At 69.7% G+C, this 20,278-nt stretch carries 16 protein-coding genes; 9 read left to right on the top strand and 7 right to left on the bottom strand.

Annotation, left to right across the window (positions count from 1 at the left end):
- Nucleotides 1–168 precede the first annotated feature (168 nt).
- Nucleotides 169–1,098: an SMP-30/gluconolactonase/LRE family protein gene (locus ACWIGI_RS09170; RefSeq protein WP_454201824.1), complete on the bottom strand. Its 930-nt coding sequence runs from the start codon at nucleotides 1,096–1,098 to the stop codon at nucleotides 169–171.
- A gap of 286 nt (nucleotides 1,099–1,384) precedes the next feature.
- Between ACWIGI_RS09170 and ACWIGI_RS09165 the strand changes: the two genes are divergently transcribed.
- From ACWIGI_RS09165 to ACWIGI_RS09135, 7 genes are all read left to right on the top strand, one after another.
- Nucleotides 1,385–2,437, top strand: coding sequence for a 3-oxoacyl-ACP synthase III family protein (locus tag ACWIGI_RS09165; protein ID WP_454201823.1), 1,053 nt, complete (start codon nucleotides 1,385–1,387; stop codon nucleotides 2,435–2,437).
- 1 nt (nucleotide 2,438) lies between these two features.
- Entirely contained in the window at nucleotides 2,439–3,350 is a 912-nt protein-coding gene (locus ACWIGI_RS09160) for a hypothetical protein (RefSeq protein ID WP_454201822.1), read from the top strand.
- Nucleotides 3,347–5,161: a fatty acid CoA ligase family protein gene (locus ACWIGI_RS09155; protein WP_454201821.1), complete on the top strand. Its 1,815-nt coding sequence runs from the start codon at nucleotides 3,347–3,349 to the stop codon at nucleotides 5,159–5,161. Before ACWIGI_RS09160 ends, ACWIGI_RS09155 begins: the two co-directional genes overlap by 4 nt.
- Nucleotides 5,158–5,430, top strand: coding sequence for a hypothetical protein (locus ACWIGI_RS09150; protein ID WP_454201820.1), 273 nt, complete (start codon nucleotides 5,158–5,160; stop codon nucleotides 5,428–5,430). Before ACWIGI_RS09155 ends, ACWIGI_RS09150 begins: the two co-directional genes overlap by 4 nt.
- A complete protein-coding gene (locus tag ACWIGI_RS09145) occupies nucleotides 5,427–6,479 on the top strand; it encodes an NAD-dependent epimerase/dehydratase family protein (RefSeq protein WP_454201819.1) in 1,053 nt (350 codons plus the stop codon). The genes ACWIGI_RS09150 and ACWIGI_RS09145 overlap by 4 nt, the downstream gene beginning before the upstream one ends.
- A gap of 34 nt (nucleotides 6,480–6,513) precedes the next feature.
- A complete protein-coding gene (locus ACWIGI_RS09140; RefSeq protein WP_454201818.1) occupies nucleotides 6,514–7,746 on the top strand; it encodes a peptide synthetase in 1,233 nt (410 codons plus the stop codon).
- Nucleotides 7,747–8,029: 283 nt separating this feature from the next.
- Nucleotides 8,030–10,165, top strand: a complete 2,136-nt coding sequence (locus ACWIGI_RS09135; RefSeq protein WP_454201817.1) for an MMPL family transporter — start codon at nucleotides 8,030–8,032, stop codon at nucleotides 10,163–10,165.
- 189 nt (nucleotides 10,166–10,354) lie between these two features.
- Here ACWIGI_RS09135 and rsmI read toward each other — a convergent pair whose 3' ends face one another.
- On the bottom strand, nucleotides 10,355–11,209 hold the full coding sequence (gene rsmI, locus ACWIGI_RS09130) for a 16S rRNA (cytidine(1402)-2'-O)-methyltransferase (protein ID WP_454201816.1): 855 nt from the start codon (nucleotides 11,207–11,209) through the stop codon (nucleotides 10,355–10,357).
- Between the two features lie 222 nt (nucleotides 11,210–11,431).
- On the opposite strand from rsmI, the gene ACWIGI_RS09125 reads away from it, so the two are divergent.
- The gene (locus tag ACWIGI_RS09125; protein ID WP_454201815.1) at nucleotides 11,432–13,036 is read left to right on the top strand and encodes a dolichyl-phosphate-mannose--protein mannosyltransferase; all 1,605 of its coding nucleotides are present in this window, start codon (nucleotides 11,432–11,434) and stop codon (nucleotides 13,034–13,036) included.
- Nucleotides 13,037–13,090: 54 nt separating this feature from the next.
- On the opposite strand, the gene ACWIGI_RS09120 is transcribed toward ACWIGI_RS09125, so the two are convergent.
- Together ACWIGI_RS09120 and arcA are read right to left on the bottom strand one after the other, a co-directional pair.
- Nucleotides 13,091–13,459 (bottom strand): GntR family transcriptional regulator, encoded by a 369-nt coding sequence (locus ACWIGI_RS09120; RefSeq protein WP_354985214.1) that lies wholly within the window; start codon nucleotides 13,457–13,459, stop codon nucleotides 13,091–13,093.
- 6 nt (nucleotides 13,460–13,465) lie between these two features.
- Nucleotides 13,466–14,692, bottom strand: a complete 1,227-nt coding sequence (gene arcA, locus ACWIGI_RS09115; protein ID WP_454201814.1) for an arginine deiminase — start codon at nucleotides 14,690–14,692, stop codon at nucleotides 13,466–13,468.
- Between the two features lie 75 nt (nucleotides 14,693–14,767).
- Here arcA and soxR point away from each other — a divergent pair, with 75 nt between their 5' ends.
- Complete coding sequence (gene soxR / locus ACWIGI_RS09110) at nucleotides 14,768–15,301, top strand: redox-sensitive transcriptional activator SoxR (protein ID WP_454201813.1); 534 nt, start codon at nucleotides 14,768–14,770, stop codon at nucleotides 15,299–15,301.
- On the opposite strand, the gene ACWIGI_RS09105 is transcribed toward soxR, so the two are convergent.
- From ACWIGI_RS09105 to ACWIGI_RS09095, 3 genes are all read right to left on the bottom strand, one after another.
- On the bottom strand, nucleotides 15,276–16,127 hold the full coding sequence (locus ACWIGI_RS09105; protein ID WP_454201812.1) for an SDR family oxidoreductase: 852 nt from the start codon (nucleotides 16,125–16,127) through the stop codon (nucleotides 15,276–15,278). The genes soxR and ACWIGI_RS09105 overlap by 26 nt on opposite strands.
- Nucleotides 16,128–16,231: 104 nt before the next feature.
- Nucleotides 16,232–18,097: a putative bifunctional diguanylate cyclase/phosphodiesterase gene (locus tag ACWIGI_RS09100; protein WP_454201811.1), complete on the bottom strand. Its 1,866-nt coding sequence runs from the start codon at nucleotides 18,095–18,097 to the stop codon at nucleotides 16,232–16,234.
- A 16-nt stretch (nucleotides 18,098–18,113) separates the two neighbouring features.
- Nucleotides 18,114–20,276, bottom strand: coding sequence for an Rv1355c family protein (locus tag ACWIGI_RS09095; RefSeq protein ID WP_454201810.1), 2,163 nt, complete (start codon nucleotides 20,274–20,276; stop codon nucleotides 18,114–18,116).
- Between the last annotated feature and the right edge of the window lie 2 nt (nucleotides 20,277–20,278).

The raw sequence follows: 20,278 nt of genomic DNA, 5'->3' as shown, positions 1-20,278 counted from the left end.
GGGCGCCCGGTCGGGCGGTGCCCGAGCCGGCGGTGGTGTCCCCGAAGTTCGGGGAGCCCAAGGCTTAACGAGATATACCCGGCGGCGGCCCCGTGTCCGATCTCCGGCCGCGGGGCCGCCGTTCGCGCGGGGGTGTGCGCGGCGTTGCCCGGGTCGCGCGGGCGCGCCTCAGACCGTCAGGCGGGTCACCGCGCCCAGGAAACCGGTGGCGTACAACGACGTCGAATCCCAGCCCGGTCCGGCGCCGAAGCGCACCGAGGTGATGAAGGGCAGGCCCTCGGCGATCGTGCAGTGGGTCCCGGCGTCCGGGTCGACGCGCACCACCTTGCCCGCGGTGTTGAGCGCCACGTACACCGCGCCGTCCGGCCCGACGGTCATGTCGTCGGCCGAGTTCAGCGGCCCGAACCCGGGCAGGACGATGCGGGCCGGGGTTGCCTCCGGATGGTCGATGTCCACCGCGGCGATGACCGTGTCGGCGTCGAAGGTCGTGGAGACGAACAGCTTTCGGCGCGCGGGATCGTAGGCCAGCCCGTTGGTGGAGGTCAGCTCCGGCGCCAGCGTGTGCGCGCCGGAGCCGTCGGCCGCGACCCGGGTGAGGGTCGTGTTCGCCCCGACGTCGCGGCTGACCACGAAGCCGCCGTCCGGTAGCTGCGCCAGGCCGTTGGGCATGCGCAGGCCGGTGACGGCCGTGTGAACGGCGCCGGTGGCCAGATCGACGGCGACGATCGCGCCGTCGGGGGTGTCCGAGACGCCACTGGCGAAGGTATTCCCGGTGTTCACGTACGCGATGCCGCCGGACACCACCAGGCCACCCGGCGTTTCGACGGGGGCGACGGTCACGCGGTTACCGTCCGGCGTCAGGCGAACGAGCCCGCCGCCGTCGCCGCCGAACGAGGTCTCCGAGAGCAGCAGACCGCCGGTCCCGTCGAATGCCAGGTTCTCCAGGACGCCGAAGCCGCTCGCGACCGTGGCCGCGGAGCGGACCGTACATCCTCCGACTTCGTTTGCGGCAGTGGCGATTCCATTCGCCCCGAGGGTCAGCAGGGCTATGGATTGAGCGGTGACCACCCCGCTCGCGAGGGCCTTCGCAAAGTGCATGCGCCCAACCTAACCGGAGCCGACTTTCGAAATCCAGTGCCGCTCAGACAGTTTCGTTACGGCATAGATGTAACTGTCAGTTACATTTTTCGCCGGACGGGTGATCAGGTGAAGTCCCTCACAGCGAACCATTCGGTATCTATGTTCTCACCGGCGCAGATGGCCGACGGGGGCGGTGTCCCAGACAGCATCGAGCAAACGGATCGGTCGCTCGCGTCATTACCGTCGGGTAGCCTCAATCCGTCACTGATTCAGATTGCTTTTCTTCGCACTTTCAGGAGTCCCTGTGCCGCATTCTCGATTCGAGTCGATCGGCGCTTATCTGCCGTCGAAACGCGTCACCACAGAAGAGCTGGTCGCGCAATTGAAGCAGGCCCCTCCATTCGATCTCGAAAGAATCACGGGCGTTCAGGAACGACGATTCCGCGACACCAGCCCGGAGAACACCGAAGACTCCTTCACGCTCGCGATGAACGCGGCACAGGACTGTCTTTCCAGGTCACAGTATGCCGCCACCGACCTGGACGTGATCATCTCGACCTCGATCACGCGTAGCAAGGACGGCACCAAGATGTATATGGAGCCGTCCTTCGCCGGTTCCATCGCGCGCGAACTCGGCGCTCGCGAAGACACTATTTCGTTCGATCTCTCGAATGCGTGCGCGGGAATGATGACCGGCACCTACATTCTGGATCGCATGATTCGCTCGGGTGCCATCCGCCGCGGAATGGTGGTGAGCGGCGAGGCCATCACCCCCATCGCGGAAACCGCTGTCACCGAAATCACCGAGAAATACGATCTGCAATTCGCGTCACTTACGGTGGGCGATTCGGGCGCGGCCGTGGTACTGGACGAAGCCGTCGACGACAACGACAAGATCCACTACATCGAGCTGATGACCGCCTCGGAGTTCTCGCACCTGTGCCTGGGCATGCCGAGCGAGAAGTCGCAGGGCGTCGCGCTCTACACCGACAACCGCAAGATGCACAACGAGTCGCGCTTCCTGCTCTGGACCGATTCGCAGCGCAACCACCTCGAGCGGCAGGGCAACACCTTCGCCGAGGAGAACTTCGACTACATGATCCATCACCAGTTCGGCGCGGGCGCGATCCCCTTCATGAACGCCATCGCCGAGCGCGAGTTCGGCAGCCCCATGCCGCCGGACCTGAACGTGATCGAGAAGTACGGAAACACCTCCACCACTTCGCACTTCATCGTGCTCCACGATCAGCTGAGCCAGGAGGCCATCCCGGCCGGCTCGAAGATCCTGATGGTCCCCGCCGCCTCCGGCGTCGTCGGGGGCTTCCTGTCCACCACGATTTCATCCCTGAAGGTCTGACATGGGCGTGCGCATCAAATCCACCGGAACCAGCCGGGCCGGAGACACTTTCAGCATCGTGGAGCTCAGCGGGCAGGCCGCGCGCCAGTCCATGGAGCGGGCCGGGGTTCGCCCCGAACAGGTCGGCGTGCTGATCAACGCCGGCATCTTCCGCGACTCGAACACCGTGGAACCCGCGGTGTCCGCGCTGATTCAGAAGGCCGCCGGAATCGGGCTCGACTACGTGAAGGACGACCCGCGCTCGTTCTCCTTCGATCTCATGAACGCGGGCGTCGGCGCGCTCAACGCGGTGCAGGTGGCCCAGTCGATCCTGGAAACCGGTAGCGCCGAGCACGTTCTCGTGGTCTCCGGCGACACCCACCCCTCGACCAAGCGCGGTACCGCGGACGCGGAATTCCCCTACGCCACGACCGGTGCCGCATTGTTGCTGGAGCGCACCGACGAGCCCGAGGGCTTCGGCCGCGTGCACACCGTCGCGGGCACCGGAACGCCGGTCATCGAGTCCTACGTGGACGTGGCGACCATGGGCACCGGGGGCCGCGACCTCATGACCGTGGTGCGCGAGCCCGGCGCCGAGGATCGGCTGCTGGCCGTGGCCGCCGACGCCGCGCGGCTGGCGCTGTCCGACGGCGAGCCGGACCAGGCCCGCACCGCGCTCATCGCCTCCACCCCGGCCGCCGGTTTCGGCGAGCGGCTCGCGGCGGAGCTGGGCATCGCGCCCAACGCGGTACTGCTGCCGGATCTTTCGCAGGGCGATCCGCACACCGCGGCGCTGACCCTCGCGTACGACCTGGCGGCACAGGACGATTCGCTGGACGCGTTCACCCACGTGCTGTTCGTGGCCGCCGGCGCGGGCCCCTCGGCCGCGGCGGTGCTCTACCGGCTCCCCGCCGCCGTCGGAGCCGCGGCGTGACAACCGCTACCTACTGGCAGGCCATCGACCGCTTCCGCGCGGTCGCGGCCGCGGAGCCCGACCGGGAAGTGGTGATCTTCCCGGCGGGCACGGCGACTTCGGGACTCCCGGAGTACCGGCACCTGACCTATCGCGAACTCGACGAGTGGTCCGACTCCATCGCGGCGCACCTCGTCGCCGCCGGGGTGGGCCGGGGCACTCGCACCATCGTGCTGGTCCTGCCGAGCCCCGAGTTGTACGCGATCATGTTCGGGCTCTTGAAGATCGGCGCGGTCCCCGTGGTCATCGACCCGGGCATGGGCCTGCGCAAGATGCTCAATTGCCTGCGCGCGGCGGACGCGGAGGCCTTCATCGGCATTCCGCAGGCGCACGCGGCACGCGTGCTGTTCCGCCGGTACTTCCGGGGCATCCGGGTCCCGATCACCGTGGGGCCGCGCTGGTTCTGGGGCGGGGAGACCCTGCAGAGCTGGGGCGGGCCCGCGGCCGTGGCGGCGGGGGCCGCATCGGCGCCCGCGACCGGTCGTGGCGGCGCGGCCCGGGCGCGCGTGCGGGCCGTGCGCGCCAAGCTCGCCGGCGCGCGTGCGGCCTGGGAGCGCGGCTCGGCCTCGCTGCCCACCGCCTACACCGCGGTCGAGCGCACGCCCGCGCCCGCGGACGAGCTGCTGCTCATCGCCTTCACCACCGGCAGCACCGGACCGGCCAAGGCCGTGGAGATGACGCACGGGAACCTCTCGGCCATGGTCGACCAGGTCGACGCCGCCCGCGCGCGCGTCGCACCGGGCACCTCGCTCATCACCCTGCCGCTGGTCGGCATCCTGGACATGCTGCTGGGCTCCAGATGCGTACTGCCGCCGCTGATCCCGAGCCAGGTCGGATCGACCGACCCGGCGCACGTGGTGGACGCGATCAACCGGTTCGGGGTGCGGACGATGTTCGCCTCCCCCGCCGTCCTGATCCCGCTGCTGCGGCACCTGGAATCGACCGGGGTGAAAATCCCCACGCTGCACAGCATCTACTCCGGCGGCGCACCCGTGCCGGACTGGTGCATCGCCGGTCTGCGCGAGGTGCTGAGCTCCGACGCGGAGGTGCACGCGGGCTACGGTTCGACCGAGGCCCTGCCGATGTCGACCATCGAATCCCGGGAACTGCTCGGCGGTCTCGTGGAACGGGCGCATCGGGGCGAGGGCACCTGTATCGGGCGCCCCGCCGAGAACGTGCGCGCGCGCCTGGTCGCCATCACCGACGATCCGCTGCCGAACTGGTCCGACGCGCTGGCCCGCGAGGCCGAACTGGTCGCGACCCGGGGCATCGGCGAACTCGTGGTCGCCGGCCCGAACGTCAGCACCCGCTACTACTGGCCGCACGCGGCGAACCGCGCGGGCAAGATCGTCGAGGACGGCGTGGTCTGGCATCGCACCGGCGATCTCGCGTGGATCGACGACGAAGGCCGGATCTGGTTCTGCGGGCGCAAGTCCCAGCGCGTGCACACCGCGGCGGGCCCCATGTTCAGCGTGCAGGTCGAGCAGGTGTTCAACACCCTGCCCGGCGTCGCCCGGACCGCCCTGGTCGGGGTCGGCCCGCGTGGCGCGCAGCGACCCGTGCTCTGCGTGGAGACCGAGACCGGCGCGAACCCGCTGAGCCTGACGGCCGAACTGCGCGATCGCGCCGCCGCGTTCGAGGTCACCGCGCCCGTGCGGGACTTCCTGTTCCACCCGAAGTTCCCCGTGGACATCCGCCACAATGCCAAGATCGGCCGCGAGCAGCTGGCCGTCTGGGCAACCGAGCAGCTCGGAGAGGACAAGGGACGATGAAGGTGACCCTACTGCGGGCGATTCCGATTCTGGGCTGGCTGTACCTGTTCGCGGGAGTTCTCGCCGCCGGCACCGGGCGGGCGCCGGCCAATCGGCTGCTGCGGGCGATCTTCTGGATCGACGCCTTCCTGAGCATCGTGGTGCACGCGGCGCAGATCCCGTCCGCGCTGCGCGCCACCGCGGGCAGCGGCCACTCCCCGGCCGAGACCGCGATCATGACCCAGATCTTCGGCCTCACCTGGTGGAAGACGCAGGAGGCTGCCCGATGAGCACCAAGAAGGCACTGGTCACCGGGGCCTCCGGCTTCCTGGGCGGCGCCATCGTGCGCCGCCTGCTCGCCGACGGCGGCTACCGGGTCGCCGTGCTGGCCCGGCCCACCAGCAATCTGCGCGATCTGGACGAGGTCATCGATCAGGTGGAGATCGTCACCGGCGACCTCACCGATCCGGCGTCGCTCGATCGCGCCACGCAGGGCGTCGACGCGGTCTTCCACAGCGCCGCCCGCGTCGACGAGCGCGGCACCCGCGCCCAGTTCGTGGCCGAGAACCTCACGGCCACCGAACATTTGCTCGCGAGCGCGCGGCGCAACGGGGCGAGCCGCTTCGTCTTCATCTCCAGCCCCAGCGCGCTCATGGATCGCGACGGCGGCGACCAGGTGAACATCGACGAGTCGGTGCCCTACCCGAGCCGGTATCTGAACCTGTACTCCGAGACCAAGGCTGCCGCCGAACGCGCCGTATTGGCCGCCGACGCACCGGGTTTCACCACCTCAGCGCTGCGGCCCCGGGCCATCTGGGGCGCGGGCGACCGGTCCGGTCCGATCGTGCGGCTGCTGAGCCGCGCGGCCACCGGATCGCTGCCGGACCTGTCCTACGGCAAGCAGGTGTACGCCTCGCTGTGCCACGTCGACAACATCGCCGACGCCGCGGTCAAGGCCGCCGCCTCGGAAAAGGTCGGCGGCAAGGCGTATTTCATCGCCGACGCCGAGCAGACCGACGTGTGGGGCTTCCTGGGCGAGGTGGCCGAGGGCCTGGGCTACGAACGGCCCAGCCGGCAGCCCAATCCCCGGGTGCTCGGCGCGGTCGTCGCCGTCATCGACACCATCTGGCGCATCCCCTACGTCGCCACCCGCTGGTCGCCGCCGCTGTCGCGCTACGTGGTGGCGCTCATGACCCGCACCGCGACCTACGACACCGGCGCCGCCGCCGCGGATTTCGAGTACCGGGCGGTCGTCGACCGCGAGACCGGGCTGGCCGAATTCCTGGCCTGGCTCGAAACCCAGGGCGGCGTCACCGAATTGACCAAGGACCTACGGTAACCAGCCCGGCGGTCCGCGCGCAGCAGAGGCAGTTATGAGCACCTTCCGCCGGCCCATCTCTCCCACCGAACTCATCTATTTCCCCATGCGGGATCTCGCGCCGCCGTTCCTCATGCAGCTCGCCATCGAGGGCGAGGGCACGCTCGACGCCGAACGGCTGCGGCGCGCGGTCGCGATCGCCTCCGCCGCCAATCCCGGTGCGCGCCTGGTGCGCGACGGCTCGTACTGGGTGGACAGCGGGGTCGCGCCGACCGTGCGCGAGGTGCGGCACGCGCTGCAGTTCCCGGCGCTCGAGGCGGATCCGGTGCTCACCAGCCCGATCGGGCCGACTCCGGAGTCCACCACCGAGGTGCTGCTGCTGACCGCCGACCCGGTGACCATCGTGTTCCGGGTGTTCCACGGCGTCATGGACGGCATGGGCATGGTCATGTGGGCCACCGACATCCTGCGCGTGCTGCGCGGCGAGGAGCCCGTCGGCGCGGCCGATCCGGTGGCCGACGCCGAACTCGTGGCCGAGGTGGGCGCGCCGGGCAAGCCCGCGCTCATGGTGCCGCGCTTCGGCTCCGCCCTCGGGCGCGGCCGCCAGCTCCCGGGCGAGCACCGGCACCTGTTGCGGCACCGCACGATTCACGCCGCGGGTCCGGGTGCGCTCATGCGGGTCGCGGCCATTCTCGCGGACGAGGGCGGGCCGCTCTCGCGCATCATGATTCCGGTCGATCTGCGCCGCCACGATCCGGAGCTGCGGTCGACCGGCAATCTGGCGCTGCCCCTGTTCCTGGACGCGCGGCCCGGCACCGACTGGAAACAGCTCAACGCCGAGAAGCGCGCCGGGCTCGACGAGGGCCGCGAACTCAACCAGATGGACAACAGCGGGTTGACCAAGCTCCCGCCCGCCGCAGGCCGGGCGCTGGCGCGCTCGCTCAACTGGATGGGCGCGCGCCTGGGCCGGAATCTGGCTTCCGCCACCGTCTCCCACATGGGCCGCTACGACCTGGACGCGCTCGCGGTGCCGGGTTTCGCACCCACCTCGGTCCGGGTGCTGCCCCAGCACAGCGTGGCCATGCCGATCCTCATGGGTCTGACCGAGGGCGGCGGCCGTACCGAGCTGACGGTCTCGGTGCGCAGCGGCAAGGGCATTCCCGATCGCCTGGACGCGCTGCTGGACAGGATCGTACGCACCCTGGAAAGCGAACTGACACCGGCGGATTCGGCGCCATCCCGCACTGTCGCCCCTGGAACCGACGCGACGGGGACCGCCGGGCGATGACCGGAATCCGCCGGGTGCTGAGAGCGGCCGCGGGCGGGGTACTCCGGGCAGCCGGGTCCCCGCTCTCGACGGCGGCCCGCACATCGGCGGTATTTCCCACACGGAAGCAAGCGATTCCAACCGAGGAACCGGCCTCCGGCGCCTGGGAACCCGTTGCCGGACGCCCGGCGACCTCTGCCCTGTTCGGCCTGAAACACAACGGCGGCACCTTGATTCCGGTGCGAGGCGGCAGGCTCACGAGCGGTCACGAATCTCGGCACCATCGAAACGGAGTTGTGAACCGATGAACACCTGGGCGCGGCTGGTGGTTTCGTGGCCGAAGACGGTGCTGGCGGCGGGCGTGCTGTTCGCGCTCGCGTGCGGGCTCTTCGCGACCGGGCTGGCCGATAAGGTCAGCGCGGCGGGATTCAGTGACCCGGCGAGCGAATCCAGCGCGGTCGATCGCTGGGTGAAGGAGCAGCTCGGGCCGCAGAACCCGGACATCCTCGCCATCTACACCGCTCCCGAGGGGCAGACGCTGGCCGACATCGGGCCGCGGGTGCTGGAATCGGTGGGACGCATCGATCCGGCGCTGCTGGACCGGCCGGTCGAAACCTATTGGAACAGCACGCGGCAGCAGTACCTGCGCTCGCCCGACGGGCGGCAGGCGGTGGCCGCGGTGTTCGCGGCCGGCGACGACAACCGGCGCATCGCGGTGTATCCCGATATCGCCGAACATCTTCGGGTGCCGGGGGTGGAGACGCAGCTGACCGGGTACAGCGCGCTCGCGGACACCATCAGCAACCAGTCGCGCCGCGATCTCGTGATCGCCGAATCCATTTCGATCCCGCTCACCGCCATCGTGCTGGTGCTGGTCTTCGGCGGCGTGGTGGCCGCGCTGCTGCCGGTGCTGGTCGGCACGCTGGCCGTCATCGGCGCGCTGGGCGCGGTGGGGCTCATCGCCCGGTTCACCGAGGTCAGCATCTTCGCCATGAACGTGGTGTCGCTGCTCGGACTCGGATTGGCGATCGACTACGGGCTTTTCGTGGTCAGCCGCTTCCGCGAGGAGCTGGCGGCGGGGCGGTCCGTCCCCGAGGCGCTGACCAGGACCCTGCAGACCGCCGGGCGCACGGTGCTGTTCTCGGCGCTGCTGCTCATGTGCGCGTTCGCCGGCACCTTCGTCTTCCCTCAGGCGGTGCTGCGCTCGCTCGGATTCGGCGCCATGGCGGCGGTCGCCCTGGCCGCGCTGCTCTCGCTGACCGTGTTGCCCGCCATCCTGGTGCTGCTCGGCTCGCGCGTGGGCAAATGGAGTTGGCGCGCCGATGCTTTCGAGCATGCCGAGGCACGCGCGCAGCGCTTCTGGGGGCGGGTCGTCACCGCCGTCATGCGCCGTCCCGGCACCGTCGCCATCGCGGTGGGCGCGCTGCTGCTGGTGCTGGCCGCGCCGCTGACCAGCGTGCGCCTGGGTGATATCGACCACACCGCGCTGCCCAAGGGCAACGAAACCCGCGTGGCGGTCGAGGAATTGGCGGCGAACTTCCCCGCCGCGAACAGCGGCGCGACCGTGCTGCTGCGCGAAACCGGCAGCGGGACACCCACTCCAGCGACCATCAGCGCCGCGCTGCGCGAGCTGAGCGCGGTTCCCGGTGTGCGCCAGGCGCTGTCGCTGGGCGTCCGCGAGGACGCGGCGATCATCCATACCGCGCTGGCCGCGCCCGACCGCTCCCCCGCCGCCCAGGACACCGTGAAAGCCATTCGGGACATTCGCCTCGACGGCGCGGAACTCCAGGTCGGCGGCGAAAGCGCGGTGACCGCGGACAGCGTCACCGCCGTGCTCTCCAAACTCCCGCTGATGCTGGTGGTCATGGTCGGCGTGACGCTGCTGATGCTGGCACTGGCCTTCCGCTCGGTGGTGCTGCCGGTCAAGGCGGTGCTCATGGCATTCCTGAGTCTCGCGGCCACGTTCGGCGTGCTGACCTGGATCTTCGATCAGGGCCACCTGGCCGACGCGCTGCGCGTCAGTCCCGGGCCGCTGTCGGCAGGGATGCTGGTGCTGATCATCGCGGTGGTGTTCGGCCTGTCAACCGACTACGAGGTCTTCCTGCTCTCACGCATGGTGGAGGCGCACGACGCCGGGGCGGACACCGAGGAAGCGGTACGGGTCGGCACGGTCCAAACGGCGCGCGTGATCACCGCCGCCGCAACACTTCTGGTGCTGATCACCGGCGCGTTCACGATCTCCCCCCTGACCCCGATGCGCTTCCTGGGCCTCGGCATGGTGATCGCCCTGGTCATCGACGCGACCCTGGTCCGCATGCTGCTGGTCCCCGCGCTGGTGAAACTGATGGGCCCGGCCAACTGGTGGACCCCGTTCCGCCCCGCCCCGCGCAGCACGGAGGTACAGCCGCTCGTGAAAACCGAAGAGTCCAGGGCAGTCTGATCGGCCGACGCTTCGTCGCACGCGGCGTCCCCGGCGGATACCGGATCTGGGACAACAAGATTCGCCGCTGGTGGGGCGACCTCTACGAGCTGTGCCCCGATGAACTCGTGGCCGAGTTGAACGGCGCGAAACGCCCCGACCGGATCACCGAACTCACCAAACAGGCCCGCGCGCGCAAGCGGTGACCGGTTATTCGGCCGCGCGCGCCGCCAGCACCGCGTCGTACAGCGCCTTGCGGGCGGTGCCGGTGCTCTGCGACACCTCGGCGCAGGCGTCCTTGAGGCGCAGGCCGGCGGCGGCCAGAGCCTCCACGCAGTCCACCAGGTCGGCCGGGTCTATCGAAACCGGTTGCGCGCCTTCCAGAACCACCGTGATCTCGCCGCGCGCGCCCTCGACCGCCCAGGCCGCGAGCTCGGCCAGGGTGCCGCGCACGACCTCCTCGTAGGTCTTGGTGAGCTCGCGGCAGACCGCGCCGCGCCGCTCGGGGCCGAGCACCTCCACCGCGTCGGCCAGGCAGTCGGCCAGGCGGTGCGGGGCCTCGAAGAAGGCGCAGGCGCGGGACTCCGTCGCCAGGGTGCGCAGCCACTCCTTGCGCTGGCCGGACTTGCGCGGGGCGAAGCCGTCGAAGCAGAAGCGCTCCACCGGCAGCCCGGACAGCGCCAGCGCGGTGGTCACCGCCGACGGGCCGGGCAGACAGGTGATGGGCAGGTCGCGCTCCACGCACGCCGCGACCATGCGGTAGCCGGGATCGCTCACCGACGGCATGCCCGCGTCGGTCACCAGCAGCACCGTGCGGCCGGACTCGATCTCCTCGAGCAGCATGGGGATGCGCGCGGTCTCGACGTGGTCGTAGAAGCTCACGACCCGCCCGGTGATCTCCACCTCCAGCGCCTTGGCCAGCGACCGCGTCCGGCGGGTGTCCTCGGCGGCGACGATCTCCGCGGAGCCCAGCGCGTCCCGCAGCCGCTGCGAGGCGTCACCGATGTCGCCCATGGGCGTGGCGGCGAGCACCAGCCGTCCGGCTCGGATCGGCTCGGCACTCATCGCACTCCCGTTCGTCGATGTCCTGGGCCGCCACGCGAACGGCGGCGGGCAGCGCCCGAATCGCGGCGCTCGCCCAGCATACGGCGGGCCGCCGTACCGCCCGGGCGGCCGTGCGCCACCGCGGCGGTCGACCGGCGGCGCGTGGCGAACCGCCCGTGCCGGCGCACCGCCGGACTCACCGGGGCGCGACCGGCCGGGTGTCGACCGCATAACATCGGGGGCGTGACCCAGGTGACCGAGGCGCGACCGCCAGCGAGTGAGGCGGAGGTGGCGTTGTCGAGTCCCGCGCCACTACGACCGTCAGCCGAATACGGGCCCACCGACTGGGCCCGTGGCTGGGTGGTCACTATCGTGCTGACCACGGTGGCCGCGCTGACCCGCTTCATCATGCTGGGCTACCCCACCGACGCCAAGACCCCGGTCTTCGACGAGAAGCACTACGCCCCGCAGGGCTGGCAGGTGCTGACCGGCGGCGGCACCGAGGACAATCCCGGCTACGGCCTGGTCGTGCACCCGCCGGTCGGCAAACAGATGATCGCCATCGGCGAGGCCATCTTCGGCTACAACGGCTGGGGCTGGCGCTTCACCGCCGCGGTGTGCGGAACCATCCTGGTGCTCTTGGTGATTCGCATTACCCGGCGCATGACCCGGTCCACCCTGATCGGGGCGTTCGCGGGCATCCTGCTCATCGTCGACGGCGTCACCTTCGTCTCCTCGCGCCTGGGCATGCTCGACATCTTCCAGACGGTGTTCGTGGTCGCGGCCTTCGGCTGCCTCATCGTCGACCGCGACGAGATACGCGCGCGCATCGCCCTGGTCGCCGCCGAGGGCCGCTTGGACGACAGCGACTACGGGCCGCGGTTCGGCGTGCGCTGGTGGCGGTTCGGCGCGGGCGTCCTGCTCGGGCTCGCCTGCGGCACCAAATGGTCCGGCATCTACTTCGTGGTCGCCTTCGCGGCCCTGAGCCTGGCGTTCGACCTGTCCGCGCGCCGCGGCTACCGCGTCCGCCGCCCCTGGGCGGGCACCGCCGTCCGCGATCTCGGACCGGCCTTCTACGCCCTGGCCATCGTGCCGATCACGGTGTACCTCATGACCTTCTGGGCCTGGTTCGCCAACGAGTCCGGCTACGACCGGTACGCGGTCGGGGTCCGCGTCGGCAACGACGGCATGTTCTCCTGGGTGCCCGCGGCGCTGCGGTCACTGTGGTTCTACGGCGGCGAGGTACTGACCTTCCACAAGGAGCTCACCAACTCCGCGGGCAACCACCACCCGTGGGAGTCCAAGCCGTGGACCTGGCCCATGGGCCTGCGCCCCATGCTCTACTACTACGCCGACACCAACGTGACCGGTTGCGACGCATCGCAATGCGTGAAGGCCGTCATGCTGATCGGCACGCCCGCGCTGTGGTGGGTGGCCCTGCCCATGCTCGCCTGGGCGCTGTGGCGCAGCATCGTGCGCCGCGACTGGCGCTACGGCGCGATCCTCGTCGGCTACGGCGCGGGCCTGCTGCCCTGGTTCCTGACCCTGGACCGGCAGATGTACTTCTTCTACGCGCTGCCGCTGGCGCCCTTCCTGGTGATGGGCGTGGCACTGGCACTGGGCGACATCCTCGGGCACGCCCCGGCGAGCGGCCGCAGGCTCTCCGGCTCGCCGCACTGGCAGCAGTTCACCCCGCCCAGCGAACGCCAAGGTCTCGGGCTGCTGCTGGTGTGCATCTACCTGGCGCTGGTGATCGCGAACTTCATCTGGCTGTGGCCGATTCTCACCGGCATGCCGATCACGCCCGCCGACTGGCACGACCGGCTCTGGCTGGACAGCTGGCGCTGACCCGCGGTCCGTCGGCCGCCACGCCCCGATACGCCGCCGGCCGATCGGCTCGCGCTACCCCCGGCTCTCCCCCAGCGCCGCGCGCAGATACCGCACCGCAGCCTCGTCGTCGAGCCCGAGCCTGCGGATGACCGCCACGTACTCGGTCGCCGCCCGGCCGGCGACATCGCGCGTCGGATCACCCGAGGACGCGATGAAAGAGCCCAGCCTGCCCCGGGTTTCGAGCACACCGTCCTGTTCCAGCTCGCGGTAGGCGCGGGCCACCGTGTTGGGGGCCAGCTTCAGGTGCGCCGCCAGCGCGCGGACCGTCGGTATCTTGGTCCCGGCTGCCAGTTCCCCGGATCGCACCCGGGCCACGATGCCCTGGCGCAGTTGCTCGTACGGCGGAACCGTCGAATGGTGGTCGACCGGTATGTCGAGCATGTCTTCTCACACCTCGTCACGCGACAGCGGGCAGGACAGGCACCGAGGTCCGCCCCGGCCGGAGCCCAGTTCGGATCCCGGTATGGGCAGCACTTCGATGCCGGCGTCGACCAGGCGAGCGTTGGTCATCTCGTTGCGTTCGTAGGCGATCACCACGCCGGGCGCCAGGGCGAGGGTGTTGTTGCCGTCGTCCCATTGTTCGCGCTCGGCGGTGACCCCGTCGAGACCGGTGTCGATGACGCGCAGTTTCGCGATACCCATGGCCTTCGCGGCGGCGGGCAGGAAGGGATCCGGGCCCAGCATGTTCACCGACCCGTCCGCCTCCTTGCGAATGGTGAACGCGCACAGCGAATCCTGGACCGCCGGGTACATGACCACCGCGTCCACGTCGACCATGGTGCAGACGGTGTCCAGGTGCATGGTCGCCCGGGTCTGGGCGATCGGCACCACCAGCACGGTGTGCGCCAGATCGTCCTCGAAGAGACTGCGCGCCAGCGCTTCCGCGCCCGCCGGGGTGGTGCGCTCGCCCACCCCCACCGCCACCACGCCCTTGGCCAGCAACAGCACGTCCCCGCCCTCGATGGGCGCGGTATGCGATTCGTAGGCCCGGCGGACCCCGAGGAAGCGGGGGTGGAAGGCGTAGATGAGATCGGTCAGCGACGTCTCGCGCGCCCGCGCGGGCAGCGCGAGGGAGGTGATCGCGACCCGCCGCCCGACCCAGAACGAGGAATCGCGGGTGAACAGCAGGTTCGGCAGCGGATCGATGACGAAATCGTGCCCGTGGTGCATGCGCCGCACCAGCGAGGTGGTGTTCCCGAACGGCAGCTCGTCGAAGGTCATCCCGGACATCAGGAGCTGCGCGAGCTCCGGCGCGGGTACCGTGCGCAGGTAGGCGGCCAGTTCGTCGGCGAGCGCGTGCCCGAGCCGGCGCGCGTCGACGGCCCCGGAGATGCCCTGGATGCGCGCGGCGCCGCTGACGCCGAGGGTCTGGGTCAGCAGGTCGGCCAGCAGCAACACCTCGACGCCGCGCCCGCGCAACACCTCGGCGAAGGTGTCGTGCTCCTGCTGCGCCCGCTCCACCCAGGGGATGGCGTCGAAGAGCAGTTGGTCGTTGTTGCGCGGGGTGAGACGGCGCAGCTCGTCGCCGGGTCGATGCAGGAGCACCGTGTGCAGCGCGCCGACCTCCGAGGTCACGGAAAGCGGTCGCGCCGGGGGCGCAGCCTTGATTCCCATGATCTGACGGTAGTTGCCCGGGACAGAGATGGCATGCAATTCGACGCCGGTAAAAACCTCCACTAACCTTCAGCTATGCAGACCACCCCGTGGCAGGCGAAGGAGTTGACACCGGGCCAGCTGGCACAACGCGCCGGAGTTGCGGTGTCCGCCTTGCATTTCTACGAACGTGAGGGTTTGATCACAGCCCGTCGAACCAGCGGCAACCAGCGCCGCTACCCCCGGGAAACCCTGCGCCGGCTGGCCTTCATCCGCATCTCACAGCGTGTCGGAATTCCGCTCGGGGAGATCCGCGGCGCGCTGGACCGCCTGCCCGACGGCCGCACCCCCACCCGCCGCGACTGGGAGGCGCTGTCCACCGCCTGGCGCAGCGATCTCGACGAGCGCATCGAACAGCTGATTCGCCTGCGCGACAGCCTCACTGGCTGCATCGGCTGCGGCTGTCTGTCACTGGGCACCTGCAAGATCGTCAACGCGCACGACCACATGGGCGAGGACGGCCCGGGCGCGCGCGTGCTGGACGTGCACGTGAACGAACCCGCGAGCGAGTCCTGCGTCGTCGACGACCGGCAGGCGGGCTGCGTCAGCCCCGTGGCAGAAACGTCGTGAACAGGCTGTTCGCCTTGCGCATGGCGAACTCGTACGGCCAGGCGAACTTGCGCGCCCACCAGTAGCCGAAGCGGATGTCGAACTGGGTGTGCACCAGGTAGCGGTTCTTCTCGACCCCGCGCAGAATCGACTTGGCGACTTCCTCCGGCGATTTGGCGTGCCGGCGAAAACGACCGATCCACGCCTGAATTCGCGGATCCTCACGGTCGACGCCGACGATGTCGACGCTGTGCACCAGCGGGGTGTCCACCGCGCCCGGCACCACCAGGTGCACGGAGATGTCGTGCCGCTCCAGATCGAACCGCAGCACGTCCGAGACCCCGCGCAGGCCGAACTTGCTCGCGCTGTACGCCGCGTGCCAGGGCAGCGCCAGCAGCCCGGCCGCCGAGGACACGTTGACCAGCGACCCGCCCCGACCGGCCGCGACCATGGGCGGCACGAAGTTCTCGATCACGTGGATGGGGCCCATGAGGTTCACGTCCACCATGCGCTTCCAGTGCTTGTGCTCGAGGTTCTCCACGGTCCCCCACACCGAGACGCCCGCGACGTTCATGACCACGTCCAGCGCCTCGCCGATGTGCTCGTGCACCTGCCCCGCGAAGGCGGTGACCGCGTCGTAGTCGCTGACGTCCAGGGCCTGCGCGTACTCCACGACGCCGCCCTGCGCGCGAATGAGCGCCACGGTCGAGTCGAGGCCCTCGGCGTTCACGTCGGTGAGCACCAGCCGCGCCCCCCGGCTCGCGGCCGCGGTGGCCGTTGCCCGGCCGATGCCGCTGGCGGCCCCGGTAATCAGAGTCTTCTTGCCGCTGAAGCTTCGATCACGCACGCCGTTCCCACATCCCTCGATGGATTGCCCCTGTTATTCCCCGCACGCTACTACGCGGTAGCGCGCTCCCGCGAGCATCGGCGCCCGGAGCGCGCCCCCAATTTCTAGGGCGTGCCGGGGCGGCCGGAACCCGGAAGATCCAGGTCGAGCGCGATCCGCCCGGCCGCCAGATGCTCGGCGACCTCGTCGGCCGGCATCGGCCGCGCGATCAGGAAGCCCTGTGCCCGATAGCAGCCCAGCGCCACCAGGGTCCGGGCGGCGACGGTGGTCTCCACCCCTTCGCCGACCACTCCGAGACCGAAGGAACCGGCCAGTCCCACAATGGATTTGACGATGGCCAGATCGTCGGCGCTGGCACCGAGCCGCTGCACGAAACCGCGGTCGATCTTGACCGCGTCCACCGGCAGCGCCTTGAGATGCGAGAGCGAGGAGTACCCGGTGCCGAAGTCGTCGATGGCGATCTGCACCCCCATCCGCTTGAGCCCGCGCAGGGTGACCTGGGTGCGCGCCAGATCCTGCACCACCACGTGTTCGGTGATCTCGAGACAGACCGAGCTGCCGTCGATGCCGAAGCGCCGCAGGATGCCCTCCATGGTCTCCACGAAGTCCAGGCTCACCAGCTGCACCGGCGACACGTTGATGCGGATGACCACGTTCGAGGCCAGACCGTGCTTGCGCCACTGCGCGAACTGCTCGCACGCCGAGCGAATCACCCAGCGCCCCAGCTCACCCGCGAGGTTCGTGGCCTCGGCGACGCCGACGAACGCGCCCGGGGGCAGCAGCCCGCGGGTGGGATGCTGCCAGCGCACCAGCGCTTCGAGGGCCACCACCCGGCCGGTGCGCAGATCCACCTCGGGCTGATAGTGCAGCAGCAGTGAGCCGTCCGAGACCGCGCCGCGCAGGTTGAGCTCCACGTCGTCCTGCAACTCGAACTGCGCGCGCATGGCGTCGGTGAACACCGCGACGCCGTTGCCGCCGCTGGATTTGGCCGACAGCAGCGCGTGATCGGCGCGGCGCAGCACGTCCGCGACGGTGGTCTCTCCCGGAATACCCACGGCCACACCGACACTCGCGCCCCGGCTGACGGTCTCCCCGCCGACGGTGACCCGGCGCGCGATGAGCTGCTGTATCCGGGTGGCCTCGAGATCGGCGGCCACGGCGTCCATCGGCTTGGCCGGGACGATGACGAACTCGTCGCCGCCCAGGCGGGCGATCATGTCGCCGCGATCGAGGTGATCGCGTAACCGCGTGGCCAGGGTGCGAATGAAGTTGTCCCCGGCGGTGTGGCCCAGGAAGTCGTTGAGCGCCTTGAGCCGATCCAGATCCAGGAAGAACGCCGCCACCGGCCCGGGACTGCCCGCGCGCAGCCTGTCCTCCATGTGCTCGAGCAGCGCCCGGCGATTGGCCAGCCCGGTCAGGTCGTCGTGCATCGCGATGTAGCGCAACCGCTCCTCGGCCACCACGCGCGCCTGCAACTGGGCGAAGAGCGCGGCGATCGCCTTGAGCACATTGAGTTCTCGCGTGCTCCACTCGCGATCGCCCTCTTTGACGAAACCGAGCACGCCGGTCGACTCGTCGCGCGAGACCAGCGGCACCGCGGCCATGGACACCTGCGGGATGCCCGAGGACAGGTGAATGGTCTGCTGATAGTCCGCGTGCTCGGGAATGGGCCGCACGATCAGCGGCTCGGTGGCGTGTTCGAGCCGGGCGAACACCGAGTCCGCGCTCTCGAAGTAGGTGACGCGCAGCGGATCCGGATCGATGTTCACGGTGCGTCGCGGCCACTCCGCGATCAGGATGGAGGCGCGGCGCTCCCGATCGGTGTGCCGTAGGTAGCTGAAGTCGACATCGAAATGAGTGACAAGCCAGGACAGCACCCGCTCACTCGCCGCCACCATCGTGGTGGCGTCGACACCCATCAACTCGGAGGCAACCTGCGTTACCAGTGAGTCGAGCGTCTGCCGAGGCACCTTGTCTCCGATCCCATCAGCGGCTTTCCGCACCCGGTATCGGGAGCCGCCGGCTCCGGGCCGTGACCTCCGCCGCATAGCTCAGGCGAAGTACCAACGCCACGGTCTCGTGCTCGGGCACTCCCAACAGGTCCAGGAAACGGCCTTGAAGTGACGTTAGTGTATCGGCGAACTCCGGGGAAACCGTGCGTAGATCCTCGGTTTGTCGGGCGAACAGGAACACCGGTGACACCGGTTGCACCGTCAGCCCGTGTCGCTGCGCCTCGATCCAGACCCGCTGCAGGGTCTCCCCGGCGCGGGCGTAGGCGATCAATTCGGCCGGATCACCCAGGGATGGGGTGGGGAAGGTGACCGCGGCCAGGGCCGAGGCCGAGCGCACCCGATCGAGGGTCGGCTCGCCCAGCGCGACACCGCCGTTCCATTCCCGAATTCGATCCATCACATCGGCGCGGCGCGCGATGTCGAGCTTGGCGAACTCGTCGGGGGCCAGCTCCATGGTGCGCAGGTCCAGGCCCGTACGCAGGTCGTCGGCGGGCCAGCGGAGCTCGGAGAACATCTCCGCGTGCAGGACCGGGGTCAGGTAGCGGTACTGGTCCGAGGCGGCCAGCAGGACGGCGGCGGTCTCCAGGTCGTCCGCGTCCGAGATCCAGCGCAGGCCGCCGTCGGCTTTCGCGGCGGTGGTCGCCAGCTGGTGCAGTACGCCCGGATCAACCGGTTCGCCGGTGCCCAGGTTCCGATTGGTGACGCGGGTCAGCAGGTCCGGGTACGCGCGGGCCAGCTCCGGTTCGCTCCAGTCGCTGAAGTGCAGCACGGCGGTCAGCGGCGCGCGATCGATGCTGTGCCGCCCGGGCGCGCCGGTGCGCAGTTCCGATTCGCCGAGCAGTCCGCGCGCGGCGGCTGCGGCCCGCGCGTTGTACAGCGCCGCGCCGACCGCGACCGCGCTGCCGCGGTAGCCGATGTCCATGCCCGAGGAGCGGGCCGGATCGAGTTCGATGACCACGGCCGCGGGCTCGCGGCGCAGCTTCCAGGGCTGCACGTTGCCGCCGGAGGGCGCGAGCTGGGCGCACGCGAGCACGGCGTCCACATCGGTCCGCGGCACGGTGAGGGCGGGCTGTTCGGGCCAGGTCAGCTCGGCCACCGGCGGGGGCTCGGCGATCGCGTCCAGGCTCGTGCTCAGATCCACCCGGGTGCGGCCCGAGGGCAGCTCGCCGCCGAGTCCGATGCGCCGGACGGCCGCGGCCACCGTCGCGCCGCCGAGTTGCACGTCGCCCGCGAGTTGCGGCCAGCTGTCCAGGGTTTGGTCGATTTCGACGAGGCTGGCGGCGAATCGATCCGACAGCCCGAAGGCGTCGAGAATGCGCACCACGTAGGGCGCCTTCTCGCGCGTGGTGAGTCCGCGCAGATCCGACCGGCCGACGCCGCCGAGCAGACCGTGAAAGGGCTCGCGCGTGGGTTCGAGGTCGTAGCGCTCGATGTCGAGCAGGCCGCGGTCGCTGGTCTCCATCAGCAGCGGAATCTCGTAGCGCCGTGCGGCTTCGCGGACCGCGAGCTTGATATCGAGCGAGTCGCACTCCTCGACCACGATGGTGAGACCCCGGAAGAAGTCGTCGACGTTGGCGTCGGTCAGTCCGTCGGTGAAGACCTCGACCGGCAGGTAGGGATCGATCTCAGCAATCCTGCGCGCGGTCACCACCGACTTGTTCACGCCGATGTCGAAGAGCGAGCCGGGAATTCGGTTCAGGTTCGCCAGCTCGATGGTGTCGAAGTCGGCCAGTTTGATGCGGCCGCAGCTACCTTCCATGGCGAGCGTATGCGCAATCGCGTGTCCGACGCTTTGGCCGACCACTCCGATCGTCTGTTTCACGAGCGTTTGTTGTTCGGCGCGCGTCAGTTTGTTGCGGTTGCGATCCAATCGAACCGTGCGTAGCAATTCCGGCCCGGGTAGGCCGATCACCGAATTGCGCCAGGGATAGAAAACCCAGCGATCCGCTTCCGGCCCTTCCGACAATTCGGGCGGTGCTACCAATTCGGAGAATTCGACGCGGAGCGAATCCCGTAAGTCGATGAATTCGATGGCGGAATCGGCGCGCAATTCGGCGAGCCGGCGCGCGTCCGCGGCATCGGATTCATCGAAAAACTGCGGTCGATAGGAGACAACCGCGGCATTGTCGGGATTCATAT

Source organism: Nocardia sp. NPDC055321 (genome assembly GCF_053645575.1).
Note: the sequence above shows the minus strand (reverse complement) of the source record. Positions and strands in the feature narration are given on the sequence as shown.